Origin of the sequence: Deinococcus budaensis, assembly GCF_014201885.1 — a bacterium.
Taxonomy (GTDB): Bacteria; Deinococcota; Deinococci; order Deinococcales; family Deinococcaceae; genus Deinococcus; species Deinococcus budaensis.
The window spans coordinates 1-13,398 of record NZ_JACHFN010000015.1 but is presented as its reverse complement, the minus strand read 5'-3'; the positions used below and the strand labels follow the sequence as shown (position 1 = coordinate 13,398).

Here is a 13,398-nt window from a genome sequence, read left to right as displayed (position 1 = left end):
GCGCCCCGCTTGACCCGCGTCGGCCACGGGCGTCGCCTCCGGGGCGCGGGGCCGGGAGGCCTGACCTCAGGGTGACCCAGTGTGCCTCTGCTGGTCAGAAAGGCGGCTGAAAAGGCAGCCCAATCGGCCTGTCCAGCGCCACCCTTCACGTTCCGCCTCCCGGGACGCTTCTCAGGGGCGGCCCTGCTAGATTGACGCTCGGAGACTTCTGGCAATGCCGACCTACGTGTACAAGAATATCGAGACCGGCGAGACCTACGAATTCAAGCAGAGCATGCGCGACGACGCGCTGACCGTTCATCCGGAGACCGGCGCCCCCATCAAGCGGGTGCTGTCGCAGCCGGGCATCGCCTTCCGGGGCAGCGGCTTTTACGTGACCGACTCGCGGCCCAGGGGCGCGGGCGAGGGCGGCGGCTCAGGCGGCGGCGGCGAGTGACCCGGGGCCTGCGCGCCGCTGGCCTGGCCCTGCTGCTGGCGGGGACCGGGGTCGGCGCGTACTGGACCGGCCAGCTCCAGGGCGTTCAGGCCCAGCGGGCGCTGGTGACCTCCGACGAGATCAACACGGTCGAGGTGGCCCAGCGGGCCATTCCGGCGGTCGTGCGGGTGGACGCCCGCATCCGCAAGGAAGAGTTGCAGGCCGGGGACGATCCGGTGGACACGGGCAGCGGGTTTTTCTACAAGTCCAACCTGATCGTGACCAACTACCACGTCATCCAGTACCAGGAGTCGGTCAGCGTGACGCTGCACAACGGGCGCCGGGTGACGGCGCGGGTGGAGGGCATCGACCCCGACATCGACCTGGCGATCTTGCGGGTGACCGGCGTCACCGCGCCCCGCACGCTGAGTTTCGGGCGCAGCGCCAGCCTGATTCCGGGGCAAAAGCTCATCACCATCGGCTCGCCGCTGCGGATTCAGAACTTCGTGGGGACGGGCGTCTTCAGCGTGATGGCGAGCGCCCAGGACGTGCCGCGCGACGACCAGCTGGGGCAGGAGATCGGGCAGTACCTGGTGATGACCAACAACATCCAGCCGGGCAACAGCGGCGGCCCGGTGCTCGACTCGCGCGGGGCGGTGGTCGGGGTGGCCGACGCCAACGCGGCCCCCAACAGCTTCGTGCCCGGCGTGATCGGCATCGCCATTCCCGGTGACCTGGTGCGCCAGAGCCTCGACGACCTCGAAAAGATCGGCGTCCCCCAGCGCGGCACCCTGGGCGTGACGCTGGTCGACCTGGACACCCTCGACCCGGCCCTGCGCCAGCTCGCGGGCCTCAGCAGTTCCGAGGGCGCGCTGGTGGACGAGGTGCCTGCCGGAACCGCCGGCGCGCGGGCCGGACTGCGCGGCAGCCTGCGCAACAGCCGGGGCCAGCTGCTCGCGCCGCTGGGCGACGTGATCGTGGCCGTGGACGGCGCGCGCGTGCGCGGCAGCTACGATGTGATTCGCCGCGTCGCCGCCAAGCGCCCCGGCCAGACCGTGACCCTGCGGCTGTGGCGCAACAAGCGCTCGGTGGACGTGCGGGTCACGCTGCAAAAGCGGACGTTGCAGTAGTCGCCAGCGTCCCGGCGACGAAGGCGCTTCCGCCTGTGCTGGAGCGCCTTTTTGCTGACCGCTGACCGCTGGTGGCCGGAAAAGCTCTATGATCTGCCCTGCTATGTACGTCGTCGTCGAAGGCCCCATCGGGGTGGGAAAAACGAGCCTGGCGGGGCGGCTCGCGGAGCGCTACGGCGCGGATCTCAACCTGGAGGTCGTAGAAGAAAACCCCTTCCTGGCGCGCTTTTACGAGTCGCCGGAGGTGTACGCCTTTCAGGTGCAGGTCTTCTTTTTGCTGTCGCGCTTCAAGCAGCTCTCGGCGCTCGCTCAACCGGGACTGTGGAGCGGCAACGTGGTCAGCGACTACCTCTTCGACAAGGACTTCATCTTCGCGGCGATGAACCTCAAAGACGCCGAGTTCGCGCTGTACGAGGACCTGTACGCGCACCTCTCGCCCCGGCTGCCCACCCCCGACCTGGTCGTGTACCTGCGCGCCGAGCCGGAGCTGCTGCTCTCGCGCATCGAGAAGCGCGGTCGGCCCTTCGAGCGCGATATGGAGGCCGCCTACCTCCGTGACCTGACCTCCCGCTACGACGAATATTTCCGCACCTACCCAGGCCGCCTGCTCACGGTAGACGCCAGCGGCTACGACTTCGTGCAGTGTCCCCGTGACGAGCAGGCCATCCTGGCGCGTGTCCACGCGGCGCTGCACGCGGACGGCGCTGCCGCCAACGAGGGGGCGGCGGACTGATGGGCGTCAGCAGGCGGGAGGCGCGAGGCGGGGCGCGGACCTGGTTCACCGCGTGCCGACCGCCGCGTACCATTCCCGCGAGCGGGGCGAGCTGACATGTACCTCGCCGTCTCCGGCAACATCGGCAGCGGCAAAAGCACGCTGACGCGGATGCTGGCCGACCGCTACGGCCTGCGCCCGGTGTACGAGCCGTACGCGGAAAATCCCTACCTGGAGGATTTCTACCGCGACATGCGGCGGTATTCCTTTCACTCGCAGGTGTATTTCCTGAGCCGCCGCCTGGAACAGCACCTGAATCTGGTCACGGGCGCGCGGTACGTGATTCAGGACCGCACGGTGTTCGAGGACGCCAACATCTTCGCGCGCAACCTCTTTGAAAGCGGGCAGATGGAGGCGCGCGACTGGGCCACCTACCGGGGCCTCTACGAGGGCATCCTCCCGGCGCTGCGGGTGCCCGACCTGCTGATCCATATCGACGCCAGCCTGCCCACCCTGCGGGGGCGCATCGCCCAGCGCGGGCGGGCCTACGAAAAGGACATTCCTGGCGAGTACCTGGGGGGCCTGAACCGGCTCTACGACGCCTGGATTCAGGCCTTCGACGCCTGCCCGGTCGTGCGGGTGCCGGGTGACCAGCTCGATTTCGTGGCGGACCCCGCCGCTTTTCAATGGGTGTGCGCCCGGGTGCAGGCCTACGGCTTCGGCTTGCCGCTGCTGCGCTGACTTTGGAGAGATGACAATCGCTGCGAAGTGCCGCAGGCTCGGGGCGTGAAGCGTCTTTGCCTGTGCTTCTGCATCGTGCTGACGGGTTGCGCCGACGACCGCGTGGAGGCCCGCTGGCGACCTCCGCCGGGCGTTCTGCCGGGGCTGGAACTGGTCGGGATTGACCGCTGGGGCGGCGACGGCATCAATGCCGGGGTAGCCGAACAGTTCCTGGAATTGCGCTGCACCCAGCACCCCAGCTGGCGCATTCGCAAAGCCTATTGGCCGGGGCCGGAGTGGCGGGGCACCGTCACCTGGGATGCGGAAGGAGTGACCTACCAGCCGCCCGAGGATTGGAAGGTTGGTGGAAAGCCCCTCGCGGTTCTGTCCATCACGGTGGCCGACGTGCGCTGGCATTCGTCCTGCCCTTCGCCGGGGAAGCCGTAGAAAAAGGCGGAACCTCGCAGGCTCCGCCCCCCCGTGATGCTCCCATTCAGGCGTTCATCGCCTCGACGTTGATCTGCCCGGCGATCTGGGTGAGCTGCTCGTCGGCCGTCTTCTCTTCCTGAAGGGTCTGTTCCAGCACCTGCACGGCGTCCTGGTCCCCCAGAAGCTGCGCGTAGGTGCGCGCGGTGCCGTATCCAGCCATCTCGTAGTGCTCCATGGCCTGCTGGCAGGCGATCAGGCCCGCCTCCAGCGCTTCGGGGCTGCCGCCCTGCCCCATCAGCTTCTGGGCCTCTTGTACCAGCCCCTGCATCGCCACGTTGGTCTCACCGCCGGGCTGCTGTCCCAACTTCTGGAACAGCCCTTCCAGGCGCTGAATCTGCTGCTGGGTCTGCTCGATGTGCATCTGCATCCCCTGCTTCAGCTCGGGCGTCTGGATCATCTCCAGGCTCTGCTGCATGGCTTGCAGGCCCTGCTGCTCGGCGCTGTAGATGCTCTGGAGCTTGTGAACGTAGAGATCCTGAAGGTCTTGCATTTGCATCGCCATATTGAGTTCACCTCTGAAAAGCATTCTGACCGGCGACTGACCGTTCCCATCTGGCAGAACACCCAAGAAAATGAAGGCTGAGCTTCCTGCGCCTCTTCATGAAGTCAAGCCTAGCTCGACAATAGAAGACTGCCGCAACTGTGCCGATGAGCTAGGGCGCGGTATGTCCCACATGCTCCAGTACGTTTCCCAGCACTCCTGCCACGTGATCGTCGGCCAGGCGGTAATAGACGACCCGACCTTCCTTGCGCGGCGCGACGAGTTGCTGACCGCGCAGCAGGCGCAACTGGTGGCTCACGGCGCTCTCGCTGGTGCCTGCCACGGCGGCGAGGTCGCACACGCATAGCTCTCCAGTCCCCAAGGCGGTCAGCAATCGCAGCCGGGTGGGGTCCGACACCGCCTTGAGCAGCGCGGCGGCGCGGGCCAGCGTGCCCTCGTCAGGCTGAGCGGCGCGGGCGCGGGCGACCGCCTGGGGATGAACGCAGGCGACCTCACAGCGGTCAGGGTCCTCCGGGGGAGACACGTTCAGGGGCGGGCGAGCGGTGGGCATACCGTCAGCATAGGAGCGGAGCGGGGGCGGCGGGAAGCGGGCTGCTAGTCTCGTCCCATGCGTCTGCCCGAGCTTGCCGCCGCCCTGAACGTGTCTCCCGCTGATCTCCCCGACGTGGAGGTGCGCGGGGTGACCCACCACGCGGCCTGGGTGCAGCCGGGCTTCGCGTTCGTGGCGATTCGCGGGGCGAGGTTCGACGGGCACAGCTTCGCCGGGGACGTGGCGGCGCGCGGCGCGGCCGCAGTGCTGGGCGAGGGCCTGCCGGAAGGGCTGACCTCTCCCCTGCCCTACCTGACGGTGCCGGACGCCCGGGCGGCGCTGGCCGACGCGGCGGCGGCGCTGGAGGGGCACCCCAGCCGGGCCTTGCAGGTGGTCGGCGTGACCGGCACCGACGGCAAGACCACGACGAGCTGGCTGCTGCGCCACCTGCTGCGGGCCTCGGGCCTGCGGACCGGCCTGCTCAGCACCGTGGGCTACGAATTGCCCGACGGCGTGCTGCGCCACTTCCCGGCCCACTTCACGACGCCGGAAGCACCCCAGGTCCAGGCCACCCTGCGCGAGATGCTGGACGCGGGCGCGCGGGCGGCGGTGCTGGAAGCCAGCAGCCACGCCCTGGCGCTCGACCGGGTGCGCGGGGTGGCCTGGGACGTGGCGGTGTGGACGCACCTCAGCCGCGAGCACCTGGACTTTCACGGCACGCTCGAGAACTACTTCGCGGACAAACGCAAGCTGGTCGAGCGTGCCCCATTCGCCGTGCTGAACGCCGACGATCCCTGGACGGAGCAGCTGACCGGCATTGCCCCCGCCGAGACCACCTACTCCGCCGAGGGCCGGGCCGCCGACTGGCAGGCGACCGACATCAAGGAGCGGGCGACCGGCCTGCACTTCCGGGTCCGCTCGCCGCTGGGCGAGTTCGCGGCGCAGTTGCCCATGATCGGGCGTTTCAACGTGGCGAACGCGCTGGCCGGGCTGGCGGCGGCGGCGCGGCTGGGCGCGGGCGTGCCCGAGCTGGTGGAGGGCCTGGCCTCCTTCCGGGGCGTCCCGGGCCGGATGGAACTCGTGCCGGGCGGTGAGGGCGCCCCGCGCGTGATCGTGGATTTCGCGCACACGCCGTCCAGCCTGGACAAGGCCCTGACCACCCTGCGCGCCACCACCCGCGGCAGGCTGTGGGTGCTGCTCGGCTCGGCGGGCGGGCCGCGCGACCCCGGCAAGCGGGCGCCACTGGGCGAGGTGGCGACCCGTCTGGGCGACCACGCCGTCTTTACCGAGGAAGACCACCGCGACACGCCGCTGGACGAGATTCTGGCCGAGATGGAGCGGGGAGCGCGGGAGGCGGGCCGCACCAACTTCGTCCGCATCGGGGACCGCCGCGAGGCGATCCGGCAGGTGATCCGGGAAGCGCAGCCGGGCGACACGGTGCTGCTGGCGGGCAAAGGTCCAGAAGACACCCTGGAGCGCGGCGCCGAGACGCTGCCCTGGAACGAGGTCGCGGAGGCGCGGGCGGCGCTCGAGGCGCGGCAGTGAACTTCACCCCGCAAGAGGAGCTGCGCCCCGCTCCCGTCAAGGTGCGCGAGCGGGCGCAGAGGCTGTGCGAAAAGGTCTGGCCCCGCTTGCGGTGCGAGACCTGTCAGGCGCGCGTGCAGGGCAGCCCCGCCCTTCGCCGTACCGGGTGCGGCTCGATCTGAAGACGGGGGAAGCGCTTGCCCGGACGACCACAACGCGGTCTGTAAGCACCCCTCCTTCGTGCCGGGCGGCTCCGCCAGACGGCCTGCCGGAGGCCTGCGCCACCCGGCCGATGCGGGGGGCCGACCCAGACAGGCACAGTGGCGGGCAGCGTGAAGAAAGAAAGGGGGCGAGCCATGCGGAGCAAGCGTCAGGATGGACACAGCAGCACCGAAACCGACGACCCAGGCGACCGAGACGGGGCCACGCGGCCCCCGGTCCTCACGACGACGGGACGCCGCTGAAGAGACGAGCGGGCGGCGTGGCCCACGGGGACGACACCCATGAACGGAAAACAGATCACGAAGCTGGGCTTCGAGAAACGGGCGGTGGCGCTCGCCCTCTCGGCCGCTGGCCTGCGCGAGCGCGCGGGCCTGAGCCGGGCCGAGATTCTGGCCGAGTTGCGCTCGGTGCAAGACAACCCGGGCGCCTACCTCTCGGGCGGGGTCTACTCGGACCTCGCGACCGAACTGACCTCGCAGCGGGCCAGGCTGGACGCGCGCCGGGGGGCGGACCTGCGCCCCGAGCCGCTCCCCTACCGGGTGTGGGGCGAGGACCTGATCGAGCCGGGCGCCCGCAGCCAGATGGACGTGGCGATGCAGCTGCCCATCAGCCGCGCGGGAGCGCTGATGCCCGACGCGCACGTGGGCTACGGCCTGCCCATCGGCGGGGTGCTGGCCGCCGAGGACGCCGTGATTCCCTACGGGGTGGGCGTGGACATCGGCTGCTCGATGCGCCTGAGCGTGCTGCCGCTGCCCCCCGGCGCGCTGGGCACCGACGAGGCGCGGGGGCTGCTGCTGAAGCACACCCGCTTCGGCGCGGGCGTGAGCTTTGAGAAAAAGGTCCGGGGCGACCACGCGGTGCTGCACGAGGGGGCCTGGCGCGAGCAGCCTCTCCTGCGGCACCTGCACGACAAGGCCGCCGAGCAGATCGGCACCTCGGGCAGCGGCAACCATTTCGTGGAGTTCGGCACCCTGACGCTGGAGGCTCCTGACCTGGGCCTGGAGGCGGGCGACTACCTGGCGATCCTGTCGCACAGCGGCTCGCGCGGCTTCGGGGCGCAGGTGGCCAACCACTACACCAAAGTCGCGCAGGCCCTGCATCCGAGTCTCGACCCCGCCGCCCGCAAGCTCGCCTGGCTTCCGCTGGGCACCGAGGAGGGCGAGGGCTACTGGCAGGCGATGAACCTCGCCGGACGCTACGCGCTCGCCAACCACGACCTGATCCACGCCCGGCTCGCCCGCGCGCTGGGCGTGGACCCGCTCGCCTCGGTGGGCAACAGCCACAACCTCGCCTGGCGCCAGCAGGTGGAGGGCCACGAGCTGATCGTCCACCGCAAGGGCGCCACCCCCGCCGAGCGCGGCCAACTGGGACTGATTCCCGGCAGCATGGCCGACCCCGGCTTCGTGGTGCGCGGCCGGGGCAACCCCGACGCCCTCGCCAGCGCCAGCCACGGCGCGGGCCGCCAGCTCGGGCGCAAGGCCGCCGCCAACACCCTGGTCAAGAAGGACGTGCAGGCCTACTTGCGTGAGCGCGGCGTCACCCTGATCGGCGGCGGCATCGACGAGGCGCCCCAGGCCTACAAACGCATCGAGGACGTGCTGGCCCGCCAGAGCGACCTCGTGGACGTGGTGGCCCGCTTCACCCCCCGGGTGGTCCGGATGGACACGGGCAGCGAGGACGTGTAGGGGGAGGGGGCAGCAGCCAGCAGAAACAGTCTGGGCCTGAATGCTTCCGCTGAGTTGGGGGGCTGGCCTGCTCCCGCCTCAAGGGGAAGGAGTAACGGTGCTCAAGCTTGGGCTTTCCCGAAAACGGGCACCGTGGACGCCGCACAGGAACGCGCCGACAGCGTCCGCACTGCCTTCCCCACGCCTCAATCGCGCAGCGAGACGGTGGCCGCAGGCGAGGCCGCACCAAGATCCAACATTCCATTCGACGACGACGCCATCCCAGCGCCGCCCGTGTGTCCTTGCCGAGCGCAGCGAAAAACTCCCCCTACCCCCTGGGGAGGGGGCTGGGGGGTGGGGAAGCTGTAATTCAACTCCCCCGCGAAAGCCGCTCCAGCAACGCCACCCCGAACGCCACCCCCTGCCCGAAGTGCTCCCGCACGATGTTCTCGTTCGGCGCGTGGACCCGCCCCCCGACATTCCCGATCCCCGCCGCCACACACGGCACCCCGACCGCCGCTCCAAAGGGGTGCATCGGCCCGCTGCCCCCGCTCGACGGCTGCACGACCGGCTCCTGCCCGTAGGCCTCGCGCGCGGCGGCGATGCACGCCTGCACGAACCCATGCCCGGCGTCTGCCCGTGCGGGCTTCTGGTGCGCCTCCAACTCGACGATCTCCACGTCGTCCAGGCCCTGCGCGTCCAGGTGCGCCCGCAGCAGCTCCAGCACCCGCGCCGGGTCCTGGTCGGGCACCAGCCGGAAGTCGAGCTTGACGAAGCCGTGGGCGGGCAGGACCGTCTTGCTTCCCTCACCCTGGTAGCCGCCGCCCCAGCCGTTCACGTTGACCACCGGATGCAGGTTGAGCCGCTCGTGGTACGCCGGCCCGGTCGCCAGCGGACGGGTCACGCCGTAGGTCTCGCGCACGGCCTGCCCGTCCCCGGGAATCTGCGTGAGGGCTGCCCGGTCTGCCGGGGACGCTTCCCGCACGTCGTCGGAAAAGCCGGGAATGGTCACGCGCCCGGCGCCGTCGCGCAGCGAGGCCACCGCGCGGGCGAGGCGGTACAGCGGATTGTCCACGACGGCGCCCAGGCTGCTGTGCAGGTCGGAGGCCGCCACCCGGCAGCGCAATTCGACGCACATCACCCCTTTGAGGCCGAGGGACAGGACCGGGCGTCCGTCCGGGTCGATGCCGCCGAACTCCCACCAGCAGCCGTCGGCGCGCAACTCGTCGGCGTGTTCCGTGACGAAGCGCTCCAGCGAGGGGCTGCCGACCTCCTCTTCGCCCTCGATCAGCCAGCGCACGCGCAGGGGCAAGGTGCCGCCGTGGCGTTCCTTCACCGCGCGGATGGCCGCCAGCCGCGAAGCGAACTCCCCCTTGTCGTCCGAAGCGCCGCGCCCGTAGAGCCGCCCGTCCCGCTCGGTCAGCGTGAAGGGCGGGGTCTCCCACAGCTCCAGCGGGTCCTCGGGCTGCACGTCATAGTGGTTGTAGATGAGCAGGGTCGCCGCGCCCGCGCCCGCCTCGGCCACCAGCACCGGGGCGACCTCGCCGGGGTACGCGCGCACCTCAAAGCCCTCGGCCTCCAGCAGCCGGGTCACGAAGGCCGCCGTCTCGGGCAGCATCCTGCCCTGCGCCGAGACGCTTTCCAGGGCGACGAGGTCACGCAGGTCCTCGATGCCGCGCTCGATGTGGGCGCTCAGGTCTGCCGAAGCCAGCTTGAGGGGAAGCATGGGACCCAGGGTAAAGGACGCGGAGCGGCCCTCGGCGACGGCCCCTTACTGCCCGAAGCCGTGCGGGTGCTTGCGGTGCCACTCCCAGGCGGTCCGCACGATCTCCTGAAGGTCGGTGAACTGCGGCTGGAAGCCCAGCTCGTCCACGATCCGCCGCGCGCCCGCCACCAGCCGGGGCGGATCGCCCGCGCGGCGGGGCGCGACCTCGCGCGTCAGCGGCTTGCCGGTCACCGCGTCCACCGCGTCGAGCACCTCGCGGACGGAAAAGCCGTGGCCCAGGCCCACGTTGTAGGTGGCGGCGTTCGCCTGGCCCCGTTGCAGCGCCTCGACCGCCAGCACGTGCGCGTCGGCCAGGTCCTGCACATGCACGTAGTCGCGGATGCAGGTGCCGTCGGGCGTGGGGTAGTCGTCTCCGAAAATCATCATCTTCTCGCGCTGCCCGAGGGCGGTCAGGCAGGCCAGTTCGATCAGGTGCGTCTTGTTGGGGTGCGCCTCACCGATGTCGCCGCCGGGCGCCGCGCCGCACACGTTGAAATACCGCAAGACGATGTACGGCAGCCCGTGCGCCACGTGAAAGGCGTGAATCATGTTCTCGGTCATCAGCTTGGTCTCGCCGTAGACGCTCTCGGGGTGCAGCGGCGCGTCCTCCGGGATCGGCACAGCGTCGGTCGTGCCGTACACGGCGGCTGTCGAGGAGAACACCAGTGGCACCTTGCGCGTTTCCACGATGGCCTGCAACAGGTTGAGGCTGCCGACCACGTTGTTGCGGTAGTAACGGCCCGGGGCGCGCATGCTCTCGCCCACCTCGATCAGCGCGGCGAAGTGGATCACCGCGTCGGGCTGGTGGGCTTCCAGGGCGGCTTTCACGCCCGCCGGATCGAGCAGGTCGGCCTGCACCAGCGGCACCCCTTCCGGCAGCGCCTGCGCGTGCCCGCTCGACAGGTTGTCCAGCACCACGGCCTCGTGACCCGCCGCGAGCAGCTGCCTCACCGTGTGCGACCCGATGTATCCCGCGCCTCCGACCACCATCAGTTTCATGAGGCACAGGGTACAGGGCGGGGCGGGGGTCAGACCCGGGGCGCGTGGGGGGCACGGGCGGCGGGCGCCGGGCCGCTGCTGCCGCGCACGACCAGCTGCGTGGGCAGCGTCACGCTGGGGGGCCGCTCTCCTCTCAACAGGGCCAGGATGGCGCGCCCGGCCTCCAGCCCCTTCTCGGCGGTGGGCTGCTGCACGGTCGTGAGGTCGAGCGCCGCGCTGCTGGGAATGTCGTCGTAGCCCACCACGCTGAGCTGGCCGGGCACCCCGCGCCCCGCCCCCGCCAGAACCTGCAAGGCGCCCTGCGCGAGCACGTCGCTCATGCACAGCAGGGCCGTGACCCCGGGGTGGGCCGCGAGCAGCTCACGGGCGAGGCGTTTCCCCGCCCCGGGCGAGGTGCCCAGGCTCCGGGTCACCTGGAGCCGGGCGGAGCTGCCGCGCAGTGCCCGGCGATAGCCGTCCAGACGGGCGCGGATGTGGGCGTGCGGAGCGGCGGACGTGCCCAGCGGCAACGCCAGCACCCCCAGGTCACGGTGCCCCAGCTCCAGCAGATGCCGGGCCGCCGCCTCCGCGCCCGCACCGTCCTTGATGCCGATCCGGCACAGGTCCTGCTGCGGCGCCTGATCCACCAGGACGGTGGGCAGGCCCCGCGCCCGCGCCGTTGCCAGGGCCGGGCTGTCCGGGGGGGTCGCGTAGAGGATCAGGCCGTCCACACTGGCGGCCCCGGCGGGGCTGAGGGCACCCGTTCCGGGCAGGTGGGGCAGCAGCAGCAGGTTCAGCCCTTCTTGCTGCACCGCCCGCGCCACGCCCCCCAGGAAAAGGCTGGCGGCAGGGTCCGCGAAGGCGAACTCCAGCGGGCTGCCGTAGACCACCCCGACCACCCCGCTGCGGCCCCGGCGCAGGCTGCGCGCCAGCGGATCGGGGCCGCTGTAGCCCAGTTCGCGCGCCGCCGCCAGCACCCGGTCGCGCAGCTCCGGCGAGAGCTGATCCGGCCGGTTGTAGGCGTTGCTGACCGTCGCTGCCGACACCCCCAGCCGCGCCGCCACGTCGCGCGAGGTCACGCGGCGGACCACCGGTCTGGCGGGTGACATGGGGGGATGCTAGCGTAAACCGCTTTTCCTCTGAACCGGTTCAGAGGTGATTTCGCCTTCCCCCAGAGGTTTCCGGCATGACCGACGCTCTCCCGCCCTCCGCCGCACCCCCGCCTCCCCGGGCCGAGCAAGCCCGCCGCGCTGTCAGCGCCATCTTTCTGACCAACGGGGCGCTGTTTGCGACCTGGGGCGTCCTGATTCCCAGCGTGCGTGACCGCCTGGACCTCAGCGAGGCGCAGATCGGCCTGGCCCTGCTGGCGATCGGCGGAGGGAGCCTGCTCAGCATGCCGCTGACAGGCCGCTGGACGGCCCGCTTCGGGAGCCACCGGGTCACACACGTCGCCGTGGTGACGTGCATGTTGACGTTGGCGCTGCCTTTTCTGACGCCCGGCTTGCCGGGTTTGCTGGCCGCCCTGCTGTTGCTCGGCGCGGTCAACGGCGCGCTGGACGTGGCCATGAATGCCCAGGGCGTGACGGTCGAGCGGGTCTTGCAGCGCCCTGTCATGAGCCGCCTGCACGCCTATTTCAGCCTGGGCGGCGTGGCGGGAGCCTTGCTCGGCGCCGCGCTGCTCGGACGGGTTCCGGTCCTGGCGCACGTGCTGACGGTCGCCGGCGTGACAGCGCTGGTGGGGTGGATCGCGGGGCGCCTGCTGCTGCCCGACCCTTCCCAGCGGCAGACCCAGCTTGGCCCTGCCACCCCGCGCACCTCCAGCCCCCTGCGTCCGGCGGTCTTGCTGCTGGGTGGGCTGTGTTTCCTGGGCATGCTGTCGGAGGGGGCCAATTACGACTGGGCGGCGCTGTATTTCCGGGACGTGCTGGCAGTGAGCGGCGGCGAGGCTGGGCTGGGCTACGCGGCCTTTGTGGCGGCCATGACCCTGGGCCGCTGGTTCGGTGACCGCGTCCGCACGCGCCTGGGAGACGAACAGACGGTGCGGGGCGGCGCCCTGCTGACCGCGCTGGGCCTCGGCCTGGCCCTGCTGGCCCGTGAGCCGCTGCCTGCCGCGCTGGGCTTTGCGCTCTCGGGCCTGGGCCTCAGCAACGTGGTCCCCGTGATGTACGGCATCGCCGGGCACGCCCTGGCCGGGCGCGGCATCGCGCAGGTCGCGACCATCGGCTACGCGGGATTTTTGCTGGGGCCGCCTGCCATCGGATTCCTGGCGGAGGCGGCCGGCTTGCCCGCCGCGCTTGGTGTCGCGCTGCTTGGCGCTGCCCTCATCACCCTGTTGGGCGGCTGGGTCTTCAGTCTGCTCCGGGAGAAGCGCCCTGTGGTTCCCCTGTAACCTCTCCCGCACCGACTTGAAGTCGCTGAGGTGGCCCTCGACCTGAACTGTGTCGGTCGCGGGGCATGCAAAAAAGCCCCCACCGGGGAGGTGGGGGCGGGGGGATGGAGCGGGAGACGAGATTCGAACTCGCGACATCTACCTTGGCAAGGTAGTGCTCTACCAGCTGAGCTACTCCCGCACGGGGACAGCGCCGCGTGCGGCGCCGACCCACACACAAGTTCGGGCCTCCGAACTTGACCGTGATAAGAAAAAACCCCCGCGCTGACCGACTTTTCCGGGACCCTGCGGTCCGAGTATCATTGGCGCGGCTGTGTTTCACGACCCAGTTCGGCATGGAGTGGGGTGGGTCCACAGCG

The 13,398-nt window shown here is 70.6% G+C and carries 13 protein-coding genes, 1 tRNA gene and 1 rRNA gene; 8 read left to right on the top strand and 7 right to left on the bottom strand.

Going from position 1 to position 13,398, the window contains the following annotated elements:
• Positions 1 to 214 precede the first annotated feature (214 nt).
• The 5 genes from HNQ09_RS15580 to HNQ09_RS15560 all read left to right on the top strand — a co-directional run bounded on the left by HNQ09_RS15580 (position 215) and on the right by HNQ09_RS15560 (position 3,424).
• On the top strand, positions 215 to 436 hold the full coding sequence (locus HNQ09_RS15580; RefSeq protein WP_184031222.1) for an FmdB family zinc ribbon protein: 222 nt from the start codon (positions 215 to 217) through the stop codon (positions 434 to 436).
• Positions 433 to 1,545: a trypsin-like peptidase domain-containing protein gene (locus HNQ09_RS15575; protein WP_184031219.1), complete on the top strand. Its 1,113-nt coding sequence runs from the start codon at positions 433 to 435 to the stop codon at positions 1,543 to 1,545. Before HNQ09_RS15580 ends, HNQ09_RS15575 begins: the two co-directional genes overlap by 4 nt.
• Positions 1,546 to 1,648: 103 nt before the next feature.
• On the top strand, positions 1,649 to 2,278 hold the full coding sequence (locus tag HNQ09_RS15570; RefSeq protein WP_184031343.1) for a deoxynucleoside kinase: 630 nt from the start codon (positions 1,649 to 1,651) through the stop codon (positions 2,276 to 2,278).
• A 96-nt stretch (positions 2,279 to 2,374) separates the two neighbouring features.
• Positions 2,375 to 2,998 (top strand): deoxynucleoside kinase, encoded by a 624-nt coding sequence (locus HNQ09_RS15565; RefSeq protein WP_184031216.1) that lies wholly within the window; start codon positions 2,375 to 2,377, stop codon positions 2,996 to 2,998.
• Positions 2,999 to 3,043: 45 nt separating this feature from the next.
• The gene (locus tag HNQ09_RS15560) at positions 3,044 to 3,424 is read left to right on the top strand and encodes a hypothetical protein (protein WP_184031213.1); all 381 of its coding nucleotides are present in this window, start codon (positions 3,044 to 3,046) and stop codon (positions 3,422 to 3,424) included.
• A 46-nt stretch (positions 3,425 to 3,470) separates the two neighbouring features.
• On the opposite strand, the gene HNQ09_RS15555 is transcribed toward HNQ09_RS15560, so the two are convergent.
• Positions 3,471 to 3,968 carry a ferritin-like domain-containing protein gene (locus HNQ09_RS15555; protein WP_184031211.1) on the bottom strand — a complete coding sequence of 166 codons (498 nt, stop codon included), beginning with the start codon at positions 3,966 to 3,968 and terminating at the stop codon, positions 3,471 to 3,473.
• Between the two features lie 151 nt (positions 3,969 to 4,119).
• Positions 4,120 to 4,518 carry an ArsR/SmtB family transcription factor gene (locus HNQ09_RS15550; protein WP_184031209.1) on the bottom strand — a complete coding sequence of 133 codons (399 nt, stop codon included), beginning with the start codon at positions 4,516 to 4,518 and terminating at the stop codon, positions 4,120 to 4,122.
• 57 nt (positions 4,519 to 4,575) lie between these two features.
• Here HNQ09_RS15550 and HNQ09_RS15545 point away from each other — a divergent pair, with 57 nt between their 5' ends.
• Together HNQ09_RS15545 and HNQ09_RS15540 are read left to right on the top strand one after the other, a co-directional pair.
• Positions 4,576 to 6,042, top strand: coding sequence for a UDP-N-acetylmuramoyl-L-alanyl-D-glutamate--2,6-diaminopimelate ligase (locus HNQ09_RS15545; RefSeq protein ID WP_184031207.1), 1,467 nt, complete (start codon positions 4,576 to 4,578; stop codon positions 6,040 to 6,042).
• Positions 6,043 to 6,524: 482 nt separating this feature from the next.
• The gene (locus HNQ09_RS15540) at positions 6,525 to 7,928 is read left to right on the top strand and encodes an RtcB family protein (protein WP_184031205.1); all 1,404 of its coding nucleotides are present in this window, start codon (positions 6,525 to 6,527) and stop codon (positions 7,926 to 7,928) included.
• Between the two features lie 349 nt (positions 7,929 to 8,277).
• Here HNQ09_RS15540 and HNQ09_RS15535 read toward each other — a convergent pair whose 3' ends face one another.
• Genes HNQ09_RS15535 through HNQ09_RS15525 form a run of 3 tightly spaced genes read right to left on the bottom strand, consistent with a single transcriptional unit; the run spans position 8,278 to position 11,759 of the window.
• Positions 8,278 to 9,633 (bottom strand): M20/M25/M40 family metallo-hydrolase, encoded by a 1,356-nt coding sequence (locus tag HNQ09_RS15535; protein ID WP_246363417.1) that lies wholly within the window; start codon positions 9,631 to 9,633, stop codon positions 8,278 to 8,280.
• 45 nt (positions 9,634 to 9,678) lie between these two features.
• Positions 9,679 to 10,671: a UDP-glucose 4-epimerase GalE gene (gene galE / locus HNQ09_RS15530; protein ID WP_184031203.1), complete on the bottom strand. Its 993-nt coding sequence runs from the start codon at positions 10,669 to 10,671 to the stop codon at positions 9,679 to 9,681.
• A 29-nt stretch (positions 10,672 to 10,700) separates the two neighbouring features.
• Positions 10,701 to 11,759: a LacI family DNA-binding transcriptional regulator gene (locus tag HNQ09_RS15525; RefSeq protein ID WP_184031201.1), complete on the bottom strand. Its 1,059-nt coding sequence runs from the start codon at positions 11,757 to 11,759 to the stop codon at positions 10,701 to 10,703.
• A 77-nt stretch (positions 11,760 to 11,836) separates the two neighbouring features.
• Here HNQ09_RS15525 and HNQ09_RS15520 point away from each other — a divergent pair, with 77 nt between their 5' ends.
• Positions 11,837 to 13,039, top strand: coding sequence for an MFS transporter (locus HNQ09_RS15520; RefSeq protein ID WP_184031199.1), 1,203 nt, complete (start codon positions 11,837 to 11,839; stop codon positions 13,037 to 13,039).
• A gap of 105 nt (positions 13,040 to 13,144) precedes the next feature.
• Here HNQ09_RS15520 and HNQ09_RS15515 read toward each other — a convergent pair.
• Both HNQ09_RS15515 and rrf read right to left on the bottom strand, forming a co-directional pair.
• Positions 13,145 to 13,220 (bottom strand) — tRNA-Gly (locus HNQ09_RS15515).
• Positions 13,221 to 13,295: 75 nt separating this feature from the next.
• Positions 13,296 to 13,398: ribosomal RNA gene (gene rrf / locus HNQ09_RS15510) — 5S ribosomal RNA — on the bottom strand; the annotation flags it as partial.